Origin of the sequence: Heliobacterium mobile, from assembly GCF_009720735.1 — a bacterium.
Lineage (GTDB): Bacteria > Bacillota > Desulfitobacteriia > Heliobacteriales > Heliobacteriaceae > Heliobacterium > Heliobacterium mobile.
The window spans coordinates 16,753-40,000 of sequence record NZ_WNKU01000028.1 but is presented as its reverse complement, the minus strand read 5'-3'; the positions used below and the strand labels follow the sequence as shown (position 1 = coordinate 40,000).

The 23,248-nt window shown below is 53.8% G+C and carries 24 protein-coding genes and 4 tRNA genes (1 of these 28 cut by a window edge); 4 read left to right on the top strand and 24 right to left on the bottom strand.

Annotated elements, in window-relative coordinates; genetic code table 11:
* The 6 genes from GJ688_RS16645 to ychF all read right to left on the bottom strand — a co-directional run.
* A tRNA-Leu gene (locus GJ688_RS16645) sits at positions 1 to 18 on the bottom strand; it reaches 65 nt to the left of the window's first position.
* 7 nt (positions 19 to 25) lie between these two features.
* A tRNA-Trp gene (locus GJ688_RS16640) sits at positions 26 to 101 on the bottom strand.
* Between the two features lies 1 nt (position 102).
* A tRNA-Leu gene (locus GJ688_RS16635) sits at positions 103 to 189 on the bottom strand.
* Positions 190 to 218: 29 nt separating this feature from the next.
* A tRNA-Asp gene (locus GJ688_RS16630) sits at positions 219 to 295 on the bottom strand.
* Positions 296 to 512: 217 nt separating this feature from the next.
* Complete coding sequence (locus GJ688_RS16625) at positions 513 to 1,091, bottom strand: single-stranded DNA-binding protein (protein WP_155477657.1); 579 nt, start codon at positions 1,089 to 1,091, stop codon at positions 513 to 515.
* Positions 1,092 to 1,166: 75 nt separating this feature from the next.
* A complete protein-coding gene (gene ychF, locus GJ688_RS16620) occupies positions 1,167 to 2,267 on the bottom strand; it encodes a redox-regulated ATPase YchF (protein WP_170292094.1) in 1,101 nt (366 codons plus the stop codon).
* A 167-nt stretch (positions 2,268 to 2,434) separates the two neighbouring features.
* On the opposite strand from ychF, the gene GJ688_RS16615 reads away from it, so the two are divergent.
* Positions 2,435 to 2,572 carry a hypothetical protein gene (locus GJ688_RS16615; protein ID WP_155477655.1) on the top strand — a complete coding sequence of 46 codons (138 nt, stop codon included), beginning with the start codon at positions 2,435 to 2,437 and terminating at the stop codon, positions 2,570 to 2,572.
* Positions 2,573 to 2,708: 136 nt separating this feature from the next.
* On the top strand, positions 2,709 to 3,617 hold the full coding sequence (locus GJ688_RS16610; RefSeq protein ID WP_155477654.1) for a hypothetical protein: 909 nt from the start codon (positions 2,709 to 2,711) through the stop codon (positions 3,615 to 3,617).
* 153 nt (positions 3,618 to 3,770) lie between these two features.
* On the opposite strand, the gene GJ688_RS16605 is transcribed toward GJ688_RS16610, so the two are convergent.
* The 14 genes from GJ688_RS16605 to GJ688_RS16540 all read right to left on the bottom strand — a co-directional run bounded on the left by GJ688_RS16605 (position 3,771) and on the right by GJ688_RS16540 (position 16,627).
* Positions 3,771 to 3,980 carry a DUF951 domain-containing protein gene (locus GJ688_RS16605; RefSeq protein WP_155477653.1) on the bottom strand — a complete coding sequence of 70 codons (210 nt, stop codon included), beginning with the start codon at positions 3,978 to 3,980 and terminating at the stop codon, positions 3,771 to 3,773.
* A 13-nt stretch (positions 3,981 to 3,993) separates the two neighbouring features.
* A complete protein-coding gene (locus GJ688_RS16600) occupies positions 3,994 to 4,917 on the bottom strand; it encodes a mechanosensitive ion channel family protein (protein ID WP_155477652.1) in 924 nt (307 codons plus the stop codon).
* Positions 4,918 to 4,925: 8 nt separating this feature from the next.
* The gene (locus GJ688_RS16595; protein ID WP_155477651.1) at positions 4,926 to 5,921 is read right to left on the bottom strand and encodes a HEAT repeat domain-containing protein; all 996 of its coding nucleotides are present in this window, start codon (positions 5,919 to 5,921) and stop codon (positions 4,926 to 4,928) included.
* A 3-nt stretch (positions 5,922 to 5,924) separates the two neighbouring features.
* Positions 5,925 to 6,353, bottom strand: a complete 429-nt coding sequence (yedF, locus tag GJ688_RS16590; protein ID WP_155477650.1) for a sulfurtransferase-like selenium metabolism protein YedF — start codon at positions 6,351 to 6,353, stop codon at positions 5,925 to 5,927.
* A 92-nt stretch (positions 6,354 to 6,445) separates the two neighbouring features.
* Complete coding sequence (locus GJ688_RS16585; protein WP_170292093.1) at positions 6,446 to 7,906, bottom strand: aminopeptidase; 1,461 nt, start codon at positions 7,904 to 7,906, stop codon at positions 6,446 to 6,448.
* A gap of 30 nt (positions 7,907 to 7,936) precedes the next feature.
* Positions 7,937 to 8,662, bottom strand: a complete 726-nt coding sequence (locus tag GJ688_RS16580; protein WP_170292092.1) for a CvpA family protein — start codon at positions 8,660 to 8,662, stop codon at positions 7,937 to 7,939.
* A gap of 44 nt (positions 8,663 to 8,706) precedes the next feature.
* Positions 8,707 to 9,681, bottom strand: coding sequence for an ATP-binding protein (locus tag GJ688_RS16575; protein WP_155477648.1), 975 nt, complete (start codon positions 9,679 to 9,681; stop codon positions 8,707 to 8,709).
* An 18-nt stretch (positions 9,682 to 9,699) separates the two neighbouring features.
* Positions 9,700 to 11,139: a DnaD domain protein gene (locus tag GJ688_RS21420; protein ID WP_155477647.1), complete on the bottom strand. Its 1,440-nt coding sequence runs from the start codon at positions 11,137 to 11,139 to the stop codon at positions 9,700 to 9,702.
* Positions 11,140 to 11,410: 271 nt separating this feature from the next.
* A complete protein-coding gene (locus GJ688_RS16565) occupies positions 11,411 to 11,605 on the bottom strand; it encodes a DUF1858 domain-containing protein (RefSeq protein WP_155477646.1) in 195 nt (64 codons plus the stop codon).
* A 33-nt stretch (positions 11,606 to 11,638) separates the two neighbouring features.
* Positions 11,639 to 12,451, bottom strand: a complete 813-nt coding sequence (locus GJ688_RS16560; RefSeq protein ID WP_155477645.1) for a nitrite/sulfite reductase domain-containing protein — start codon at positions 12,449 to 12,451, stop codon at positions 11,639 to 11,641.
* 144 nt (positions 12,452 to 12,595) lie between these two features.
* Positions 12,596 to 13,630 carry a 4Fe-4S binding protein gene (locus tag GJ688_RS16555; protein ID WP_155477644.1) on the bottom strand — a complete coding sequence of 345 codons (1,035 nt, stop codon included), beginning with the start codon at positions 13,628 to 13,630 and terminating at the stop codon, positions 12,596 to 12,598.
* Positions 13,631 to 13,645: 15 nt separating this feature from the next.
* Positions 13,646 to 14,995: a hydroxylamine reductase gene (hcp, locus tag GJ688_RS16550; RefSeq protein ID WP_155477643.1), complete on the bottom strand. Its 1,350-nt coding sequence runs from the start codon at positions 14,993 to 14,995 to the stop codon at positions 13,646 to 13,648.
* A gap of 165 nt (positions 14,996 to 15,160) precedes the next feature.
* Positions 15,161 to 15,676, bottom strand: a complete 516-nt coding sequence (locus GJ688_RS16545; RefSeq protein WP_170292091.1) for an RrF2 family transcriptional regulator — start codon at positions 15,674 to 15,676, stop codon at positions 15,161 to 15,163.
* Positions 15,677 to 15,820: 144 nt separating this feature from the next.
* Positions 15,821 to 16,627: a class I SAM-dependent methyltransferase gene (locus GJ688_RS16540; protein WP_155477641.1), complete on the bottom strand. Its 807-nt coding sequence runs from the start codon at positions 16,625 to 16,627 to the stop codon at positions 15,821 to 15,823.
* Between the two features lie 165 nt (positions 16,628 to 16,792).
* Between GJ688_RS16540 and GJ688_RS16535 the strand changes: the two genes are divergently transcribed.
* Positions 16,793 to 17,113, top strand: coding sequence for a thioredoxin family protein (locus tag GJ688_RS16535; RefSeq protein WP_170292090.1), 321 nt, complete (start codon positions 16,793 to 16,795; stop codon positions 17,111 to 17,113).
* 65 nt (positions 17,114 to 17,178) lie between these two features.
* Here GJ688_RS16535 and GJ688_RS16530 read toward each other — a convergent pair whose 3' ends face one another.
* From GJ688_RS16530 to GJ688_RS16515, 4 genes are all read right to left on the bottom strand, one after another.
* Positions 17,179 to 19,704 (bottom strand): DEAD/DEAH box helicase, encoded by a 2,526-nt coding sequence (locus GJ688_RS16530; protein ID WP_155477639.1) that lies wholly within the window; start codon positions 19,702 to 19,704, stop codon positions 17,179 to 17,181.
* An 84-nt stretch (positions 19,705 to 19,788) separates the two neighbouring features.
* A complete protein-coding gene (locus GJ688_RS16525) occupies positions 19,789 to 20,787 on the bottom strand; it encodes a DUF1980 domain-containing protein (protein ID WP_155477638.1) in 999 nt (332 codons plus the stop codon).
* Positions 20,788 to 20,799: 12 nt separating this feature from the next.
* Positions 20,800 to 21,855, bottom strand: a complete 1,056-nt coding sequence (locus GJ688_RS16520) for a permease (protein ID WP_155477637.1) — start codon at positions 21,853 to 21,855, stop codon at positions 20,800 to 20,802.
* 116 nt (positions 21,856 to 21,971) lie between these two features.
* Positions 21,972 to 22,373 carry an ArsR/SmtB family transcription factor gene (locus GJ688_RS16515; protein WP_328597391.1) on the bottom strand — a complete coding sequence of 134 codons (402 nt, stop codon included), beginning with the start codon at positions 22,371 to 22,373 and terminating at the stop codon, positions 21,972 to 21,974.
* Between the two features lie 226 nt (positions 22,374 to 22,599).
* Here GJ688_RS16515 and GJ688_RS16510 point away from each other — a divergent pair, with 226 nt between their 5' ends.
* Positions 22,600 to 23,094, top strand: coding sequence for a hypothetical protein (locus GJ688_RS16510; RefSeq protein ID WP_155477636.1), 495 nt, complete (start codon positions 22,600 to 22,602; stop codon positions 23,092 to 23,094).
* Positions 23,095 to 23,248: the final 154 nt, after the last annotated feature.

Here is a 23,248-nt window from a genome sequence, read left to right as displayed (position 1 = left end):
CAGTTCCGCCACTCTCGCATTTAGATGGCAGGGGAGACAGGAATCGAACCCGCAGCCTACGGTTTTGGAGACCGCCGCTCTACCAATTGAGCTACTCCCCTATGGTGCCGAAGGCCGGGGTCGAACCGGCACGAAGTTTCCCTCACTGGTTTTTGAGACCAGCGCGTCTGCCAATTCCGCCACTTCGGCATATACGATGAAAGGATACAAAAGATGAATGGCGGAGCAGACGGGATTCGAACCCGCGATCTCCAGCGTGACAGGCTGGCATGTTAGGCCTCTACACCACTGCTCCGTTTTCATTCATTGCTCATCGAGCTTTCACTCAATGTAGCGCCGAACAGTAACTAAGGATATCAGCTAATGAACTTCTTGTCAAATGAATTTTTTGGAACCGTTTATGTTCGTAGTCACAGCTCTAATGGGAACCGGTTTTTTTGATTAAGACCATAATACAAAAGGCCGGTATGGCGCATCCATAGATGGTTATGCCACACCGGCCTTTTCCCATTTTAAAAGGGGAGATCGTCCTCTTCCGGAGGATCAGGGAAGCTGATTTCGCTGCCAAACCCGCCGGCTCCGCCACCGCCATAATTGCCGCCGCCGGCAGGACCGCCGAAGCCTCCACCGGAAGCTCCGCCAAATCCGCCTGCACCGCCATATCCACCGCCGGCAGCCGGTCCACCGTAACCGCCGCCAGCCGGAGGTGCACCAAAGCCAGAGGCACCTGCGCCAGCACCGGCGCCCGGTTGAGCATCACCACGCTCTAAGAAGCGAACTGTTTCTGCGACGATATCCACAGCGGAGCGCTTTTGGCCAGTCTGTTGGTCCGTCCAAGAACGGGTCTGCAGTCGACCATCGACGGCGACAAGTCGACCTTTATGTAGGTACTGACTACAGGTAATCGCTTGCTGATTCCAGACGGTAATATTGAACCAATCCGTAATCTTTTCAGCACCCATCTGCCGCTGATTGGAACCTTGAGGTCTGTCAACTGCAAGACTAAACGTACAAAGTGGTGTATTGTTGGTGGTGTGTTTGAGTTCCGGATCTCTGCCGAGACGACCAATTAGGATCACCCGGTTTAACATGGAATTTCCCCCTTTTTATTCCATATATTTCAAGTCTAGCATAGGATTCTTACTTCGACAACTCTTTTCCTCAAATTATACGTTAAACCGGAAATGAACGACATCCCCATCGTGCATCACATACTCTTTGCCTTCCAAGCGCATGAGGCCCTTGTCTCGGGCAGCTGCCTGGCTCCCGGTGGAGATGAGGTCATCATAACCGGTGACCTCGGCACGGATAAAGCCCCGCTCAAAGTCGGTGTGAATGACACCGGCGGCTTGAGGTGCTTTCATCCCCTTCGTAATCGTCCACGCCCGTACTTCCTGCACTCCTGCCGTAAAGTAGGTGATTAGGCCCAGCAGCGTATAGGTCTCCCGGATCAGACGGTCGAGACCTGATTCTTCGAGGCCCAAGTCCGATAAAAACATGGCTCGCTCTTCTGGGTCGGTCAGTTCGGCAATCTCTGCCTCAATCTTGGCACAGATGACGACGACGCCAGCGCCTTCTTGATCGGCCCGAGCCCGAACCTCTTTCACCAGCGGATTGTCCGGTTGGCCCACTTCATCTTCCGATACGTTCGCCACATAGAGCACCGGTTTGCTCGTCAAGAGGAACAAACCCCGCACGATTTCTGCCTCTTCCGGGGTCCAGTCGATCGCACGAGCCGGCTTTTCTTCTTCAAAAGCGTCACGGAGACGCTCCAGCACCACTTTTTCGGCAAGGGCTTTTTTGTCGCCCGATTTTAGGTTTTTCTGGACCCGATCGAGACGCCGTTCGACCGCTTCCATATCAGAAAGGATCAGTTCCAGTTCAATCGTGTCAATATCCCGCAAGGGAGATACTTTTCCATCGACATGGGTGACATCGGAATCTTCAAAGCACCGTACCACATGAATGACAGCGTCGACTTCACGGATATGGGATAAAAACTTGTTGCCGAGACCTTCCCCTTTCGAGGCGCCTCGCACGAGACCGGCAATGTCGACAAAGCGCACGACTGCCGGAACAACCCGATTTGGTTTGACCATTTCTGCCAGCTTGTCCAACCGGGGATCGGGGACTTCCACCATACCCACGTTCGGTTCAATGGTACAGAAAGGATAATTGGCGGCTTCCGCGCCCGCCTTGGTAATCGCATTAAAAAGGGTGGATTTGCCGACGTTTGGCAAACCGACGATACCCGCCTGGACCGGCACAACGATCAACTCCCACAGTGATTTGGCCATAGCCACAGTTAAGTTTAGACGAAGGAACCTATGATTTCAAGGGAGGCCTCGTATCTGAGATTCGCTCCATCTTGTAGCACTCCCTGCCTTTTTACATATTTTATAGAAGAAAGACCTGTGACAAGGGAGGTGGGGCGATGGCTTCACGGGACGGATTCGAGTTCGGCGGCTTTGAGATCGATAATTGGAAAGACTTTTTTCAAGGTGATAAGGGGATTGTCCTCCTGATCATCGCCGCCGTCGTGCTCTTTCTCATTTTCGGCCGGGATGATTAGATGAAGTTGTCCACCTCGTTCGGGTGGGCAACTTTTAGATTTTTCTAAGAATGTATATTTTCTAGAATCTTAACCCTGAAAATATAGTAAAATGGATTTACACAACCTACTTCGATCAATGGCAAGGAGCCCTGCAATGGCTGATGATTTAATTTTTCCACAAGACGGGAGTTTAAATTTAGATAGTTTCTCATTAGAAGATCTGGAAGCTGATTTGCATCGTTCGCTTCCAGTTGATATGGCGCAATCGAATTCTTCTATCGCGAGTGACTCTCCGCCCATCATCATCGATTCGTCACAGGCAGGCACAAAAAAACAGTCAGAATCCTCATCATCGGAATCCAGGCACGGAACCGCAACAGCGATGCCAGTCGAACCGGTCGATCGCCTGGCCAAAGTCAAGGCATTGGCTAAAAGCCGGTGGGTGCTCATTCCCCTCGGCCTCGTTTTGGCTCTCGCCCTTTCGATTCCGCTGGTATGGGGAATCGGCAAGGCTTATGAACATTATCTGGTGCCACCCGAAGCGTATGGGCCAGAGCGTCTGGCCAAATACGCTGATGCAGACAAAGTCATCCGAGATCACCTGCTCAATAAATTTGAACAGTTGAGTCAAGCAATCACAGAAAATAACGATGAATTGATCGATCAAGCTTTGACAGAACAATCGCCCCGGCGAGAGGAAGTGAAACAGTCCATCGCCGGCTGGCACCAGTTTTTTTCCCGCTATCCGCAGTTTGAAGATCCTGAGTATGACCTCCAGGTCTACCTTGTCCGAAATGTAAAGGTAGACGCGGAGAAACAAACCGTCGAAGCGGTGGCCGACGTGAGCGCCTTCAGTTCCTATCATGTATCCAAACAGCGTCTCGAAAAAAGCCAAGATTATGTGTTATGGGTACGCCTGGTCTACCGGGACGGTGATTGGCGGCTCGATGATTTCCGGCGTCTCCAGGGAGGAAGTCCCGAGACAGACGCCGTCTCCCGGGACGATTCGAGCCTGGCTTTTTCCCTCAGCGATTTCCCAGCGCATTTCGGTAGCCGCCTCTAAAAACAGCAGCGCCAGTTCCCGGCGGTCAATAGTCATTGCAGATCACCTCTTGTGATCAGTATTCCCCGTTTCTATAAAAGTTCATCTCTTCGATGAGCATGATCCTAAGAATATCATCATAAAGGGCACATCCCAGTAGGCGGGATGTGCCCTTTATGTTTGCTTAGGATCGGCTTCCTCGAACCGGGAAATGACCGCTTTCACCGCTTTTTCAAACTTAACCCGCGGGATCAACAGCTGGTGGCTGCACCCGAGGCAGCGAATGCGAAAATCCATGCCGACACGGGTGATTTCCCAGTCGGTAGATCCGCATGGGTGGGATTTACGCAGGCGCACCCGATCGCCAACGGAAAAATGGGCCATTCCGATTCACCTCTTACTTGGAAGACTCTTGCTTCAACAGGCCATCCTGTACGGGGCTTCGCAAAGAGCTATAGGGCACATGGACCTGTCGTGGATAAGGGATCTCGATTCCTGCCTGTTCAAAAGCCAACTTAAAACGCCGGCGCATCTCCCGTTCCATCCGCCATTGTTCCATCGGTACCGTCTTGGCGATGACGCGAATGACCACTTCCGACGGTCCTAAATTGACGACACCCAGCACTTGCGGCCCCTCGGTAATCCACTCGGCCATCTCCTGGGTCATTTCCTTGGAGGCCGACTCCAAGATGTCTAAGGCCCGATCCACATTTTCTTCATAGGCGATGCTGATGTCGACCAACGCCGTCATGGGACCGCGGTTTTTGTTGCTTACTTCCTTGACCTGCCCGTTCGGGATGATGTGCAGGTCTCCCGTGATATCTCGAATCTTGGTTACGCGCAATCCCACTTCTTCGACAACGCCGGAATACTTGCCGATGGTGACAAACTCACCAACGGCGTATTGATTTTCAAAGATGATAAAAAAGCCGGTAATCACGTCGCGCATGAGGCTCTGGGCACCGAAGCCGACAGCGATACCGAAGACGCCCGCGCCGGCTAGCAGCGCCTGAGTTTGAACCCCGAAGACCGTGTTCAACACTTCCATGGCTGTGATGAAAAAGACACTGTAGAAGAGCAAGCTTTTCAACAGGGTGGCCAAGGTGGCCCCCCGTTTTTCGTTGATCAATGTCATGCCGTTTTCCCGGGAAAAAATGCCGTCGATCGCTTTTTTACCAAAGCGAAGCACCAACCAGGCCAAAAAGAGGGCAAAGACAACGTGGATGGTACCCACGGTGAAGGCGGCTGTCGGCTCAGCCCAATCCCCCATGCCGATCGCCTGCATCCGCGTACTCACATATTGACCGAAAATACTGAGCATGGCTCACCTCAACTCTCGGTTATGTAATGCAGCGCCTGCCGGGCGCAACCACTGACGCGATAATCGGGGTCTTCCAGGCGTTGGGTTAATATGTTCCGGACGTCTTTTTTCACTTCTGCCGCTAACAGATCGAGCGCAGCCAACCGCCCTAAGGAACGGGCCGCCTCCGCCCGCACCCGTTCGTCTTCATCGGACATCGCTTCCATCAGGGCAGGAATCAAGGCTCCTCGAGCCAACAGTCCTGCCGACTCGGCAGCTCGGGCACGAACGTGGGAACTGGCATCGCTCAGGCTATTTCTCAGCGCCCCATCGAGATCGCCCACTTCTTCCTGTTCTGCCGGGGGTCCGAAGGAAGCCATCACTTCCCAGGCGCGGCTGCGGATTTCTTCTTCCGCCTGCGTCGTCATGGCGATCAGTTGTGACCAGACCGATTGACCATCAAAGGAACGGCGCATCGCCAAGCCCCGTGCAGCCCGGTCGGTCCAAGGGCCGCCGTCAGGGCGATGGAGCACTTCGATAAAGAAGTCGGTCACCCGTGGCTCTGGTCGTTTCGCCAAGTAATCGGCAGCAGCTAAGCTGACCGAGGGGGCACCGCTGATCAAGGCTGCTTCTAACAGCGGGAGAACTTCCGGCAGCGGCATCGGGCCGATCGTCTCGATGACACGCTCTTTCGGTGCCGTCGGCAGATTGCTCATGACCTCTTGCCAATAGACTTCGAGCCGCAAGATCCGGGCCAACCGCCATGCCGGGCTCGACGAGGGTCCCATGCCGTTGACCATCTTCCCGGTCGCTGTGGGCACTACCCGCACGGCAGCGAGCCACCACTGGCTGCGTTTTTCAGGCGGCTCTTTTAAGATGACCGCCAACTGTTCCTGGCTCGGCACGATCCCCTGCACCAGGTTCTGTAAAAATTCCCGGATCTGTTCGTCCGGTTCCATCGTCTTTTGCTTCTTCCCCCAGGGCCACCAGCGGCGCCAGAAGGGTTCTTTCGCTGCTGTACTCATGGCTTAAAAATGGATCACTTTCGGTGCTCGAGTGAGGGTATCGACAATCGCATACATGTTGCTGACTTTTCCGGCGACGACCTGTTCTTTTAGGTGATAAAAATCGAGGCATGTCCCGCAGGAGAGGATCTCGACGCCCCGCTCCTCTAACGCCAACAGGCTGGCGATCGCATCGGAATCTTGGCAGACCAATTTGACACCGCTGTTTAAAAAGATGATCGTCCCGGGAAGCATTTCCGCTTGGGAGAGCGTATAGAGAAAGGATTTGGCCAGCGTACGGCCCAGTTGATCATCGCCGCGTCCGATGGTGTCTCCCGCCATCACCAGCACCGTTCCCTCCCGGATTTCAAAGGAGGTGGAAATGCCGGTCAAATCTTTGTTCGCAGTGCCGGAAAGCTCCGGCATGGCTGCCGCACCCGTCTCTTTTGTCATTCCAGATACCTCCAACGTGTTACCCCGCGAAGGGATGGGGAACCCTTCCGTTCAAAGGTTCTCGGTTCGCCCATCCTCGCCGCTGCGGATCGCTATTTTTTCGCTGACGCCAAAAAGACCTTGTAGGCTTGACAGGACATATAGATATCGGCTTTGTGGGCCACTTCAAAGGGGGCATGCATGCTGAGCAAGGGGACCCCGCAGTCGAGCACATCCATACCGTAGACCGCCAGGAACTGGGCGATCGTTCCGCCGCCCCCTTGGTCCACTTTGCCCAATTCGCCGCTTTGCCACACAATCCCTGCATCCCGGAAAATCCGACGCACTTCTCCCATGAACTCAGCGTTCGCTTCTGAAGTGCCGTATTTTCCCCGGCTACCCGTGTATTTCGATACGGCTACACCGTAGCCTAAGCGGGTGGCGTTTTTCTCTTCGAGCACATTCTCATAATTGGGATCCATACCGGCCGTCACATCGGCCGAAAGGGCTCGCGTATTAAAGAGACAGCGGCGCTGGATTAGTTCGGGCGGTGTCAATTCGCCTTGCGGCAAAGACGCATAGACCAGTTCCGCCAGAGCGTTTTCGAAGAATCGAGAACGCATGCCCGTATTGCTATCGGAGCCGGTCTCCTCTTTATCGACGAGCAGCACCGCCGCTGTCTGCTCCGATTCAGTCAAAGCGAAGAGAGCCTCCGCCGCAGTGTAACAGCAGACCCGGTCATCTTGGCCGTAGCCACCGACAAAAGCTCGATCAAAACCGACATCCCGGGCGCTTCCAGCCGGTACCCCTTGCCATTCGGAGGTCAAAAAGTCTTCTTCGGTCATGCCGTACATCTGGTGAAGGAGTTCCAAGATGGCCTTCTTAAAGCGCTCTTTATGCTTTTCCTTGCCGTTGTCTTCCTTTTCTTCATCGGCAGGCAATCCGCCCACAAGAATATTCAGGCCTTCCCCAGCCACCGCCTCAGACATCTTTTTCTCCATCTGATCCTTCGCCAAATGGGGGAGGAGGTCCGTAATGGTGAACACCGGATCGTCCGCTTTTTCTCCGATGGCAATCTTCCGTAGCGTACCGTCGCCGAGTACGGTCACCCCGTGCAGAGCCAATGGCAAGGTGAGCCATTGATATTTTTTAATGCCGCCATAATAGTGCGTCTTAAAGAGGACCATCTTCTCGTCCTGGTATAGCGGGTTGGGCTTCAAGTCGATCCGTGGCGCGTCCAAATGGGCACCTACCAGGGCTAATCCTTCCGACAGGGGCCGTTTCCCGATCTGCACCAGCAAGATGGCCTTGTTGCGGTTGACGAAGAAGACCTTATCGCCAGGTTTCAGTCCCTGGCCCGCTTTTTCGGCAAAAGGCACATATCCTTGGGCAATGGCCTTCTCCTGAAAGTAATCAACCGCTTCCCGCTCGGTCTTTGCTGTCGATAGAAACGCCTTATAGCCTTCTGCAAAGGCCTGCACCTTTTCTTTTTCGGCCGCCTTCAAACTATCCCACACCGGCTCCAGTTTGTAAGCCAAGCAGTTCTTTCCGTTTTTTCCTTCTTTTTTTCCCACTTCGATTCCTCCTGCAAAAAACGATTCATCTCAACGAAAAGTGTAGCCGCTAAAGTGTTGAACAATCCATTCATTGCAGGTAAAGATGAAAGGCATCAACCGGGACGAATCCAACAGCGGCTGCGTCTCTACCCGCAGGGGTGATGCACCCACCAGCGTTCCGCCGTAAAACCAAGCGAGGACGAGTACGACAGCTGCCCAACTGGTCCCCGCTGCCAGCATGGCGCCGAGTAGTCGATCTGTCTGACCGAGCCAGCCGTCGCCGCGAAACTTAAGCCAAGCGGCCACGACGAGCTTTACCAGCAATCCGAAGGCGGCGAAGGTGACAACGAAAACCAGTGTGTTCCAGAGCGAATTCGCTAGATAGTTGGCCACCATATCGCCCATCGTATTCACACCCGTCGGGATGGTGACGGTTACATTGCTGAGTTGCTGGGCCATCTCATGCTTGTAAAAGTCCGGCAGTGGCAGATCTTTGAGGGCCCGCTCGATGTTCAAGCTGGGCATCACGTCGACCTTCACTTGGGCTGCGGGGAGAGCGGGCATAAACTTTTGAAAAAAATAGCTTTGCAGCCGCGCCACGGCACCCAACTGCTGATCGAGCAGCGCCGCCAGCGGTTTAAACAAACTTGACGCTAGGAAGAAAGAACATATGTATGCGCCAGCCCCCAGCAAGGCAGCCAGCAACCCCCGGCGATACCCCCGGTAAAAGCATATGCCGACGATGATGAGAATCAACCCGTCTAAGGCGTTCACATCGGTTCTCCTCTCCGCTAAGGCCTCACAGCGCAGGCTGCCGGTTACAGCAGCTTATATTCACCCGATTCCCGCTTCAACTGCCGGACACTCTTGCCTTCGAACTTCATGACCATGGACTGGGTGATCAGGCGATCAGCCAGCCGGTGACCGTAGATGGCCGGGATCTCGCTCAGTTGAATATTGGTAGAGACCACCATCGGTTTGCCTAAGCGCAGACGGTCATTGACCAGTTCAAACAATTCGGAGACGACAAAATCGGTCGTCTTTTCAGTTCCCAAGTCGTCGATGATGACCAGATCCACCTTGCGCAGCGCCGTAATCACTTCCGGCTGGCGGCCTTGGTTTTGAAAATCGAACTTTGCTTCCATGATGCTCGCCATGATCTGGCTGATCGTCCGGTAGATGACCGAATTTCCCGCTGTCAGCAACCGGTTGGCGATGGCGCTCGACAGGTGGGTCTTCCCTGTCCCGACGGCGCCGTGCAAAAACAGGTTTGTCTTACAGGTTCCCCGGATCATGGCCTCGCTAAACTCTTGACATACACGAACAATGGAACCCATCTTTTCGGCCAGTCGAAGTCCTGGCTCACCCTGCCGCCGGTACCAGGAAAGGTCAAAGGTGTCAAAAGTCTGATGCTTCATCTCGTCGGTCAATCCCGACTGGGCGAAAGCTTCATCGATCTCTTCCTGGATCAGGCAGGCACACTTGACGCCAAAATCGCTCCAGCCCTTGTCTTGGCAAAGCGGGCAATCCCAGTGCACCTCAAAGAGGGACAGATCGATCCGGCGCTCCTGGAGAAAAGACTGCCGGATCCCACTCAGGCTTTGCCGCTCCTGCTGGAGCGCTTCGATTTCGTCCGCTTTCATCGGCCCCACAGCGCTTTGCACCAACCGGATGCCGATCTGCCGCAATCTGCGATCCAACTCAGCCAGACGGGGATATTGCCGGTGCAGCCCCTCGATCCGCCGGTCCCGCTCCGCCTGTTTCTGCAGCCGTTTGTTGTCCCGATTGATCATGGTCCGCCTCCTATCCCCTTATATATCGTTAAATCGTTCATAGGCTTTTGCTTCCTCTTCACTCTTCGGCATGACGTTGACGCCAGCGAGCGGCCCTCGCTGGGGAGAACTGGCAGTGGCTGCCCGACCGGACCCGCCGCCGCGGGTTCGCATCTGCTTGAAGCGTTCGATCTCCCGATCGCCCTCTTCTACGGTCCGAACGCCAGCCTGTCGCCAGCGCAGGAGGATCATATCCACGTAGTTGAGGTTCGGATTGGCCGCTCCTTTATAGGTCTCTTCGCAAGCCCGCAAGATGACCTCATGGGAAAAGCCCCACGTTTTAGACCACTTCAAGTACATATCCCGAAAGACGTCGTTGATCTTGATCCTTGACCCCAGCGTTGTCCACACTTCACAGATCTTATCGTCCACATAAGACTTTCGGCGATAAAAATCTTCCAGCTTGTCCACACTGTCGACGCCCCACGCGGAAATCAATTCAGCCTGGCGGCGGAAATCGGCCACCGCAGGCACCGTCTTCTGATGCAGTTGGCTGTGCGCAGCGACCATCTCCAAAAAGGCTAGCAATAACTCGTCGGACCAACGGTAGCGCGCCTGCATCTTACGGATCTCCCGCACATCATCATGATTGATCGCCTGACCTCGAAGCTGCTGCAGAAATTGAACGATCGGTCGATCATCTTCCACCGCCGTAGCAGCGGCGGTCCGTGACATAGCTTGTCCCGTTACCGCTCCCTGTCCCGCTCCCAGGCCATTTCCCTGGCCGGCGCCGATCGGCGAAGCGAACTTGCCGGCCGCCTGCTGTTCGAGATGGCGCCGTACCTCCTCCAGTTCCCGGCGGAGGTTCTCCAAGTCCATCGTCTCTTCGTTGATTTTCTGCTGCTGCTCCTGCAGCCGCCGTTCCTCTGCAGTCAGTTGCAGCTGCATTTGGTGCAGCAGTTGGTCCTTTTCCATCAAGGATTTCTGCCATTGGCGCAGCTCGTCCTCCCAAACGACGAGGCGCTCCTCCCGCTCCCGCAGGCCTTTTCGCTCCTCATCCAATTGGTTTCGTTCGATCACCTGGCGAGAGCGGATGTCATCTAACCGGCGCATTTCCTCCTGGATCTCGTCGTGGATCTGTATGTACTGCTGCATGGAGTCCACGTCGCCCACCTGGCAGTGGACGAGTTTGGCGAAGAGGGGCTCGAAGGAGATAAATACCCGGTCTTCTTTACAGGACATAGCCAGCAGCTGCATCTTTTTCAACCGTGCGATCGTATCGGCCACATGGCGGGGCAAGGAGGCGCCGGGAATCCCTTCCGAACCGGCCGCCATTACCCGTTCTTCAATCACCAGCAGTTCCTGCATCAAGTCGTTGCTCAATTGCAGTTCCTCTTGTGAATGGTAAAGCAAATTATGTAAATGGAGGGAGCGGGTCTCCCAAAGTCGTTGCATCCATTGTGCGATGATCGGAGCCACTCCCCTTTCTCTTGAAACATCTAGCGACTATTATTGTAAACCCATGTATCAGGGCCGCCAAGCTATTTTAACAAATGATGAAGTCCCTCTTGCCTCCAGTTAAGGATAAAAGGGACTTTATAAGATTCGGCTGCATCAGCGCCCGTCTGTCCTATTTTTGTCGTATATTCAGTTCTATTTCGACATTTTCACCGATAGACCTTCCCGGACAGAAACAGAAAGAAGATCGAAGGTTTTTTCCCTCGATCTTCTTTCTTGTTCAACCCTAACGCTATTTTTTAATCGCTTCGTTCAAAGCCTCCAACAGCCGGTCCGCATCAAATCCGTGAACGCCGGCCGCCTTTTCTACCGATTCATTACGGGCGGAAGGACAACCTAAGCATTGCATCCCAAAAGATCGAAACACAGGGACCGTATCGGGATATTTGGCCACCACTTCGCCAATCATCATGTCTTTGGTAATCATGAACGGTACCTCCTTATATCTACTTATATCGAATTATGGCATGGGACAGCTGGTTTCGCCGCCCGTCTGCACCTCTAACGGAAGCAACTCGCCCGGTCGGACTTGGTGGCGCGCTTCCTCCTCCGGTGTCGGCCAGGGCGGCAGATCTTTCATCTCACCGAGCACTTCCTGGCGAATCCGGTCAAGTCCCACCCGAGGAACAAACTCATGCATCCGCTCCCCAGGGTGAGCGTTATCCTTGTAATAGTGTAAGGCGCGATCGACGATGGCGAGGACCTGTTTGCGGGTCACCCCTTCAATAAAGAGGTCCGCCAGCCTCGGCGCATGGCCGCCGGCGCCGCCGATCAGGATGCGGTACCGGTCTTCATCGAGTCCAATGACGCCGATATCACGAATCGCTGGCGCCGTACAGGAAAGATAGCAGCCGGCAATGCTCATCTTGACCTTATTCGGCATATCCATGCCGCGAAACTTCTTGTCCAGCAAGGTTCCCAAGCCGATGCTGTCCGAGGTGGCTCGTTTGCAAAAGGCGATCCCTGGGCAAAAACGGACACCACGGCAACGCGGTCCCAGCAGTCCTTCCGGTTCACGACCGAGCTCCTGCCAAGCTTTCTCTACGTTTTCCCGCTCCAGCCCGATCAGCATGATCTGCTGACCGGAGGTCACATTGACTGCTTTGGCGTATTTTTTGGCAACCTCGGCGATCCGCATCAGTTGGTCCGGACTCATAAATCCTCCGGGATGATGGGGAACGATGGCGAAGGTTTTTTTGTCTCGCTGCTTGTTCGCACCCCGAGGGGCCAACATATCGGCAAACCCGGGGGGAATCGGTACTTGATCACTCACGGTTAGCTACCTCCTCTACACCACCCATTAGTGTACCTCCATCCCCGAAAGACATCAGTCCCACCGGGAGAATCTTCAAAAGGGTCTTACACTCAATAGCGGTCCCATCTTATATCATGGTTCAATCTATATATGGTTCAATCTTCAATAATGGTCTAATCGGTCCAAGAGCGGCATCCATTGCCGTATTGTATCCACCGTTAAGGCTCCCTGCCAATAGCCAGTCGCTTTGGCCAGGATAATACCGGCGCTAAAAAGCAGAACGAGTCCGACCGCTATGCACCAGGAGGATTTCTTCAGAGAGAGGCGGCCCGTACCTATCGTCTGCACTCCGAGCACTTGTCTGGGGCACTGTTCCACACAAGCTAAACAGAAAGTGCATTGCTCTTTTGTGACGCTCTGCATCGCCATCGGATCGAGCCCGTTGAGGCAGCTTCTCCGGCAAGTACCACAGCGCACACACCCTTCGGGGCTGCGGGTCAGCTTTGTTGGGCTAACTTTGCTCACGATGCCTAGCAGCGCCCCATAGGGGCACATGAAGCGGCACCAGAAGTTGGGAATGATCAGATGCAACAAGGCCAACAGGGAGAGTACGATGATCGTGATACGGCTCGGTTCCAGGAAAAAGAGCAGCATTTTTATGTCGGCCACCTGATTGTAAGGGGCCTGCAAAAAAGCGATCGCTTGGCCAATATCCATGGCGACGTAAATCACATAGACGAAAAACAGCAGGAGCAGGAATTTGATAAGCGAGAATCCATAAGCCCATCCTCTTCGGGGGACCCAAGCCTTATGTCCCCATCGACGGAGCAAGGACTGTCCAAGGCGGCTGACTGCCTCGTTCACCGCACCGATCGGACAAATCCAACTACAAAAACTGCGGCGAAAAAGCACTGCGCTCGCCAGGATGATCAGCAGTAATGTGAGCCCGGCCGGGTGTATCGGGTCATAGAGGCCGGTGGCCACGTACTGGCGCAGTGCCAGCAAAGCACTGATGGGAAGAAAAGCCTCGACAGACGGCGGCCGGTCGACCGCCGTCGCCGAGGGATCCAAGAGGGTTAGGTAGAACCGGTAAAAATCCCAGCCGGTCCATGCTACGAGGAAGAGGAACATGCCTTGGAAGGCATGGCGAAGATGTCGAAAGGGGTGATGAACGAGTTCCTTTAGCGGAGTAATCATAGACCGCTCCCCGGTTTACAGGAAGGAAAAGAGTTGCTTCAGCTTTTGCGTAAAGGAGATGGGTCCCACTTTGACACCAGCAGGCCGGCTCAACATTTCTTTCAGGTCTTCCTGGGCATTTCCCGTCAATTTAAGGGAGAAGGCATCTTGCAGGACTTTCAGGACGCCGGGAGAGACGAACTCGGGAGGATTCGGACCAATATAGATATTCTGCACACCGAGGCTGAAGAGACCTAACAATATGGCGACCGCTTTTTGCTCAAACCAGGAGAGGACGATGCTCAGTGGCAGATCATTGACAGAACATCCGAAGGCTTCGGCTAAAGCGACAGCGATTTTCACAGCAGAGCCGGAGTTGTTGCATTGTCCCAGGTCGATGTAGCGGGGTATTCCGTCGATCGTGCCGAAATCGTGATCGTTAAAGCGGTATTTCCCGCAAGACGTCGTCAAAATGATGCAGTCCTTCGGAACCGATAAAGCGAGTTCGCGATAATAGTCGCCGCCTTTTCCAGGCTTATCACAACCGGCGATGACAAAGAAACGCTTGATTTTTCCTGCCTTCACCGCTTCGATCACTTTCGGGGCAATTCCCAGTACCGTTTCGTGGTGAAAGCCCGTCAGTATCGTTTTCGACGATTGCACGTTCGCCGCCGGCAAGGCCAATGCTTTTTTAATCAGCGGCGTGAAGTCGTTCTGCTCAATTTTGCGTACGCCCTCCAGCCCGGCGACTTCATAAGAGAAGAACCGGTCGGCGTAGCTGCCTTTGATCGGCATGACACAGTTTGTCGTGGCCAAAATGGCACCGGGGAAAGATTCAAAGAGTTGTCGCTGATCGAACCATGCCTTGCCGATATTTCCCTTCAGGTGCGGGTATTGCTTTAACTTTGGATAGCCGTGAGCGGGGAGCATCTCCGAGTGTGTATAGATATTGATCCCCTTGCCTGCGGTCTGCTTCAGCAGTTCTTCCAAGGCAAAGAGGTTGTGACCGGTCACGACGATGCATTTGCCCTCGATTTTATCGGAAGTGACTTGGACCGGTTGGGGCACGCCGAGCCGATCCGTGTGGGCCTTGTCCAGCAAGTCCATGACTTTGACGGTGGCCTGTCCCACTTTCATTGCCATGCCGATGTGTTCTTGTAAATTGAAGTTTGAGTTGGTCAGCGTTGTGTAGAGCGCTTCCTGGGTGATCTGGTTCACTTCCGGGTCAACATATCCCAGTTGGCGAGCATGGGTAGCGTAGGCAGCCACACCTTTTAATCCGAAGATGATGATGTCCTGCAGGCTGCCGATATCCTCATTTTTTCCACAGACGCCGACACGGGTGCACCCGCCTTTGACGGTTTGAGAGCATTGATTGCATAACATAATTCAACAACCTCCGTTGATAATATTATTAGTTCGCTTACATTTAGAAGTATAGATAATATAACTTATTTAGTCAGTGATATATATCACTGAAAACAAAAACGCATGGCACCTTCTTTCGGTAGCCATGCGTTTTTCCATTCTCCGTCACTCTGTACAAGCGCCTTAGAGCCTTGGCTCGGCTGTCGTCGGGGTCGTCTCACTTCCGAGCGACCTCTCCTGCACCAGCAAAGAGGTCTCTACGCTCTCGGTCGTCTCCATCGGCATCGTCAACACCTGCTTCGCCCGGGCCAGGTCCGCCACAGTGGTGTTCGCCAGGACCTCTATCATCGCCGACTGGGCTTTGGCCCATACGTTGTGCAATGGGCAGGAACACTGGTTCGGACAGGCACCTGCACCGACAAGGCAGCGATTAATGGCGATGGGGCCTTCCACCACTTCAATGATTTCCTGCACGGTCACCTGGGAAGGTTGAACCGCTAGGCGTACGCCGCCGCCCGCTCCTCGTGTCGCCTCTACCCAACCGCGGCGGCTCATTGCGGCCATGATCTGCGGCAGAAAGTTCGCCGGAATTCCTTGTCGTTTGGCGATATCCTTGGACAGGGTGAACTCCCCCGACGGCAGCAAGGCCAAATCCAGCAAGGCGGCAATCGCATATTCAGCTTTGCGCGTGATCTCCATCGGAGTCCCCCCAGACATAAATGTTACTTATCGACTAAAGTTTATGTTACGCCTATTCGGTCTTGGCGTCAATCACTTTATATCACTGGGATTTTTGCTCTTTCGTTCGCTCAAGATGATTTCGGATGCAAACCGCTGACCCGATTACTTTCCGGCCGAAACAACGACAGCCGGGCTGGATTCGGTCAGCGGCTTGCCTGTCAAATCGCCATACCACTGCAAATTCCGATAACCGAGGGACCTTAACATGGTTTCGAGATCATCTGCCGACAAAGGCAGCAGACGGGTCTCAGCCGTCCAGTTCTGTCCATCTTCTTCTGCTATCGTGCCCTCTTCCTTCTCTTGCGTGATAGATAGATTCGTTAAAAACCGTATCGTCCCCGATGGCTCCGGTTCATAGCGACGTTCAAATCGGATATGAGCCTCGCTGGCTTTACCTTCCAGCGTCGGCAGTTGACCGCCCTCCCGGAGCACCTTAACAAAGTGCACCACTTGAATGATGATGCGCTGTTCGCTGTGCTGATTCATTCCTCGTTCCCAGGTCTGCAAGGTCGCCCGCATCCGCTCCACATCCAATAGGTGAGGAAGGGAGTTGCCGATACAGTAGACTCCATCCCAGCGGCCGAGTTTTTCGGGATGGACTGCTTCCATGTCCATCACCTCAAAGCGAGGTCGATTCCCCGAATACGTCTTGAGTTGGGCTGCTTTGTTTCGAGCCTGCTCAATCATATGCGGGTGCAAGTCGATACCGACGACGGAGAAGTTGCGTTCAGCCAGTGCGAGAGCATGGCCGCCAGTGCCGCAGGCAGCGTCTAATAGGATTTTCCCTGCAGGGTGACCAAACTGGCCGGCCAGGAAGTCGACAACCGGTTTTTTCACGGGAAAAACGACGTCATAGTAGGGAGATAATGCGTCATAGAGGTTCAAAAAGGGTTCCTTCTCTCTATCCATGTTTTTGCTTCATGCAAACCTGTCTCTGGCGAACGGTTATCCCTTGAAGACACGAGTTTTCTGTTCGTTTTATGGCCTAGAACCGTGGACGACCTTACCCAAATGGATTAAAGAGTGATAAAATAAGGAACAAAGTGGATTACCGTTTTATAGGGAGGTATGGCGATGATCGAGCAACTGACCAACGAGACCTTTGACACAACAATCTCCACATCCGCCGTATACGTAGTCAAGTTCTACACCAAATGGTGCCCCGACTGCGTTCGAACCGATCAGGGCTATAAGGAGTTGTCCCTATCTTTGGCGGAAAAGGCCCGGTTCGGGCAAGTCGACGCCGATGCCCAGCCCGATCTTGCCCAGCGGTTTGGTATCCGGGGTATCCCGACACTTTTAGTCTTTCGGGACGGGATGGAAACGGACCGGCTGCACAGCCGCGACGCAAAGACGAAGCAGCAGTTAGAAGCTTTTTTGACCCAGGCCCTTTAGGTAAGCATGAAAGCAAGTCCACCCTAACCGACGGCTTCTTGTCTCCTTGAGCCACCGTTGAGGAATTACAAACCGGCCACCACTTCGGGACGACCCACTAGATCTTGGGCTCGTCCCACTTTTTTTCTCAAGGTTTCGTCCTCTTCGACAGCCCGGGACAACTGCCGGAGCACGTCCATCGTCCGGCGGGCCAAGGCGATGGCATCTCCCTCCGCCATGTTTACATGGTTCAAAAAGTCAGACCAGTTCTCCGCCTCGATGAGCGTCTTGATGAGATAGCAGCCTTCCGGCCGGAAATGAGGCTGCGGAAGTCCCTCCGGTACCATTTCCCGGACGCGGAGAAAAACTTTATGCGCCTCTTCTACATACCCACCGAGAGTTCGAGAAAAAGCCATGATATGCGGTTCGACACGTCCGTCCTCAATGACGACTCCACCGATGAGCGCCGCTAGGTCCACCTCGCTGATCGGATGGAACAGCCCGTTGAAGAGCCACTCTGTGACGAGCAATTCTTCCACATGCAGTTTTGCCAACACAGCACCTCTCGGTAGCAACACACCCTCGGTAGACAAGTACTGCTTTTCCGTCAAGAATGTGACCATCCGCTCGTATTCCCGGCGAATTTTACGGATTTGCACCTCCGCCCGAGCGATCTGTTCCTCGGCCTGCTGCCAAGCCCGGGCAAAATCGGCAGTCTCCCCATTGCGCCGCTGACAAGCTACCCGGTCCTGCCGGTCACAACGAATCGACGCCAGCCCTTTGAGCCGGAAAAAGACATCTTCTCGCTGCGCTTCAGCCTGTTGAATGCGAGTTTTCAGCCGATCGCTTTTATTCTTTTGCTGCTTCCAGGTCCGCAGCTTCCGATCGAGATTACGCAACTCTCGGTCTAACAATCCCCGGTTTGCCGGGCAGACATCTTTCCCGACGAGCGCGCAGCGGGCCATGGCAGGATTCTCTTTCAGGCGGTTTAAGCGCTTTTTAGCGTGACGCATCTCCACCGTTTCCTGATAGGCCTTAAAATTGTTGGCCAAAATCTTGTCTACTTGCTCGTCTGAATGGTGGGCCGCCAGGTTGACAACGGAGTTGAAAGATAAGCCAAAGCGCGAACGAATCGGTTCAGGCTGGCGGTCAGGCCAGTTGGGGAACCGCTCTTCCGAAAAGTTGGTAAAATCGACTCGTACGATGACCAAGCCGCGTTCATCCATCCCGCGGCGGCCCGCCCGCCCAGCCATCTGGTGATACTCGGTGCCGGTCATCACGCGAAAACTTTTGCCGTCGAACTTGGTCGTCGAATCGATGCAGACCGTTTTCACGGGGAAGTTAATGCCGACAGCAAAGGTCTCAGTGGCGTAAAGCAGCCGCACTAAACCTCGGCCAAAGACTTCCTCGACAGCTTGCTTCACCACCGGAGGCAGCCCTGCATGGTGAAAGCCGATGCCTCGGCTGAGCATTTCCCGCATAGCCGGCCAAATGCTGGTAGAGGTGATCCCATGGAGACGATCTTCCACCTCTTTGAGGACACCTTCGGCCACATCCCGTTCGGCATCCGGTAAAAAGGAGTAGCCAGACCACTCCCGGGCCGCCTGCTCACAGCCGTTGCGGCTGAAAAGAAAATAGAGCGCTGGCAACAGTTCCATCGAGGCTAGACAGGATACCAGTTGACGGTGGCTCGTCGCCGGCAGCCCCCGCTGCAACGTCTTAAAGAATGGCCGCTTTTCCCGGGCCTTCTGTTCGGCTAGATCTTTCGGCGGTTCATTGATCTGTTCCCAGAGACGAACCACATCGCCCGACTCCATCAGACCCAGATCCCGCTGATAGTAAAAGTGCTCCAGCGGCACATGGCGATGCAGATACCGTACAATCGGCACCGAACGCTCATGGACATCGCTCAACCAATCGGCGATCTCATAGATGTTGGGCACAGTCGCCGACAAGCCGAGCAGGCGCACTTGCGGCGGCATGAGAATGAGGCATTCTTCCCAGACCGCCCCCCGTTCCGGGTCGTTTAAATAGTGAATTTCATCGAAGATCACATGAGAGAGTTCGCCGGGAATGTCCTTTTCGATGAGCATGTTGCGGAAGATTTCCGTCGTCATCACCATGATCGGCGCATAACGGTTGATCTGGTGATCGCCGGTCAAGAGCCCTACATTGCCCTCCCCGTACAGGCGGCAATAATCGCGAAACTTCTGGTTCGACAGTGCTTTAATGGGGGCCGTATAAAAGACCCGCCGTCCTTCTTGCATCGCCTTGTCGACGAGATAATCGGCGATCAACGTCTTGCCGTTACCGGTGTGAGCTGCCACGAGACAATCCAGCCCGGCATCAAGGGCTCGTATCGCTTCCACCTGGAAGTCATCCAGTTTTAGCCCTCGCCAAACGGGATTGTCTGGGTGTGCCGCAGGCGGTTTCGGCTTTGTCTTGTAGCGAAGGGTGCGGCGAAATACTCTCAGGTCCACCGGCAGCGCCTCGACGTTCACTACGTCTTCGGGGAAATCCACAGTCAGTTCAAGCCGTTTTTCACGGGCCAGGGGTTTGGGTTCCGATGATCGCTCTTTCTGGTGCCTGGAGACAGGGTAGAACCTGCGCAAGACTTACGTCCCCTTTCGATGTTAGCCATAATTGCTGGAAGACTTTCGCCTCAACGGTCTCCAGTTCCTCCTATACATTTTTCCTCAGTTCACATAAATATATGGGTTTCTCGGCGGAGCCTCCATATTGATTTCATTAACCCAGATGACAAGCCCGCCCGGAGTGCCCGGTTCTTTCGCCTTTTCCATGACTCCCTTTGCCTTCACCCAGCTTCCTATCTTAATTCTATCCTTTTCCGGGGTATGTTCCTGCATCCATTGCTGAAGATTATCGACGGCCATCCCCATGATCACCGTGTCAGCGACACAGCAATTGACCACATAGCGACCTACATAGAGCCCATGGTTGTCGCCGGGCGATTGAACCAGGTACCCGCTGATCTCTATCGGTCGTCCTTCAAAATCGTCCGGTTTCCCGTTGATGTCCATCAGCAGTTGAAGAAAATTTTTCTCATCGAAGAGGACTGGTGACTTCTCTTTCGGGGCGAGCGGAGGTTCTTCCGGTGTCGGTGAGGTTTTCTCTTCCGGCAACTGTTCCGGCTGTTCCGGCAAACCCGCTCCTTCAGGAGGACTGTTATGCATCGACTTCGGGGGTGCGTCCGGTGCCGGTGTTGCCTCAGGCCGTTCTTCCGGTCCCTCTTCTGTCACCTGCACATCTTTATGCAGACCTGATCGAACCCAGGAGCGATCAGGATCATGAAAGTACTGGGGAACTTCGGAAAGTAAGGACGGTTCTTTTTTTCCCTCACCTTCCGGCAACCGCACCCCTTTTTGGGTGACAAACTCCCCGCTGAGCACAGGTGATCCGGGAAGTAAAGAGAACAAAAGAGGCAGAGCTATCAATCCATATCGGACGAGATTCCCCCAGGAAAGGCCTTTGGAACGGTGAAGCGAATGAAAGCCCTCCCGACGAAGACGTAGCAACTGTGCCGCGGCGAGCACGGTAAGCACCCCGGCCGCAATTGTAATAGTAGAGCCATACCGGGGATGGATGTAATAATTCACCGTACCGGTCAGGCTGAGTGTGGCAGCCCAGACGCCGAACGCCAATAATAAAAAGAATTTTAAGAGTTGCAGGGTCATTGGCCATCCCCCTTAATGTAGGATCCACCCGCCATTGATCGCCCAGCCGTAGGCAAACACCAGCAGGGGCAGCCAGATGAGCAGAAAAACAACGAGAGACGATTGCATGGAACGAAACAAGACCCAGGTATTTTTTATATCCAACATGGGCCCCAAAACCAAAAATGCCAATATAGCGCCCGGAGGAAAGTCATGAGCTAAGGAACTGGCCAAAAAAGCGTCCGCATTTGAACAAACGGAAAGAATAAAGGCCATCAGCATCATCGCCAACGTCGATAAACCACTTTGATTCGCCACCGACATGAGCCACTCCCGTGGAACAACGCCTTGCAGGATGGAAGCCAGAAGGGCACCTGTAAGAAAATAGGGCATCAAATCAAAGAACTCGTCCACTGCATGGGTAGCCACACGGATCCACTTTTGACTCCAGCGCTCTCGACTAGATCCTGCGAGAATAGACGGACCGCAGTGATGCTCATGGCTATGGCTATGGCCGCAACCACAGGCGACTTCCGGACCATCCTGACGAATCCCCTTTCCCCGCCAAAAGAGCAATGCCATTCCAGTCAGCCAAGCCACGAGCAACACCCCGATGATGCGCCCGTACAACATCTCCTCGTGACCACGAAAGGCCATAGCGGTCGATGTTAACACGACTGGATTGACCACCGGTGCAGCCAACAAAAAAGCGATCCCCCCATAGAGTGGAAGCCCCTTATGAATCAGTCGGCGAACCACCGGAATAATTCCGCATTCGCAAAACGGAAAGACCATTCCCATCATGGAGGCAACCAAAACGGCAGCCCAAGGCTTTGCCGGCAACAGCCGTTTCAGCCCTTCCGGCGACACGAAAACCTCCACGACGGCCGAAACAAAGACCCCCAACAACAAAAAAGGCAGCGCCTCCAGGACGATGGCCAACAACAGGATGCGTGTCGTCTGCCATCCTGACGATGACGCCAGATAGGGAAGTGTCCATCCAGCCACAAGTAACAGTACTGTAAGCGCTACCAGCAGCCACCCGCCGCCGGTCGCTAAGCTCCGCATCCGCATGACCAACAGAGCCATACCGGTCCCCCCACCACCAAAGTTTGTCCCTTACATGGATACACAAAAAGCCCGGAAGCTAGACCAACAGTCCGTTCCGGGCGGTAAAAGGAATATATTTATTTCCGGCACAGAAATCACCCATGATTTACGTGATCTAATCCCTGCTGCAGCATACCAAGAATATGAGCGTCATCCAGGGAATAATAGACCATCTTGCCGTCTTTACGGTACTTGACCAAGCGGAGATTACGAAGCAGCCGCAGTTGGTGAGATACGGCGGACTGACTGCTCTCTAGCAAATCGGCCAAGTCGCACACACAAAGCTCACCGAAGGACAAGGCATGGATCAAGCGTACCCGGCTCGGGTCTCCCAGCGCTTTGAAGATATGGGCCAGCCCTTGATAGGTCTCATTCGACAGTACTTGCTGCCGGCGTTCCTCTACGACATCCCTGTGCACGCAGACTTCTTCACAGTTATCCACAGAATTATCCACAATTTTATTCACAGCTTGCAGCTTGTCTTTATCTGCTTCCACGCTTATCGCCCTTTTCCATAGTCTACATTTTCTCTATGACCTTTTCGTGTATGTAAAACACTATTGTATCCGAGAAAACTGGTTTTCAGACTCTTGTTACGTTTTTCTTCGTTTTATGGAGGAGGAAATCCTGCCTGTTCCAGGACGTCTCTGCAGGGTTTTATAGGGCAGGCGCGAATAAGACTCATTAAGGCAATACGATTTTCATAAGGAGGGAATTGTAGCGATGAAGCCGGAAGAACTTCTGCTGGATTCACAAGAGCAATTACTGAAAGAAATTGACCTGTTAGACGACAAGCTGTCCCTGATCCAACGGGAAGAAGCCAACCTCGAGACACAGGAAACTTCTCTGCTGCAAATGGCCATCGAAAATGTCTTGATGATGCTCAGCAAAATTTACAAAAGCGGTATTAAGTTTCCCATCGCTGATACAGGCCATTTCTATCCCGAAATCGTCCTCATCTTTGATGACCGCCGCAAAGTCTTCTTCACACTGACCAAGAACGGAGAAATCATGGAGCGGGACTTTATCACCCCTTCCGACGTCAAGGTAGTTCCGACTTGGGTCTTTGTGTCCCGGTACCCCTTTGAAACGGTGCTCACCAACTTAGCTACTTCCGTCGAGCGGTACCGTGTGTTTGTGGCCGAAGCGGAAGAACGCCATGCCCAGCGGAAAGCGTTCTTGCAGCGGATCCCGCAACTCAAAATCCCCAACTTATAAACGGTTTTTCCCTCTTCTCCCCCATGATATCCACAAGCCTACCCCTGGGTTATCCACAAAAGTTGTGGATTTTAGCAGGTTATCCACAGAGTTATCCACCATATACCTCAGTTTTCCCCAAGTTGAGCCTTTTTTTAGAAAGGGAATCGCAAAA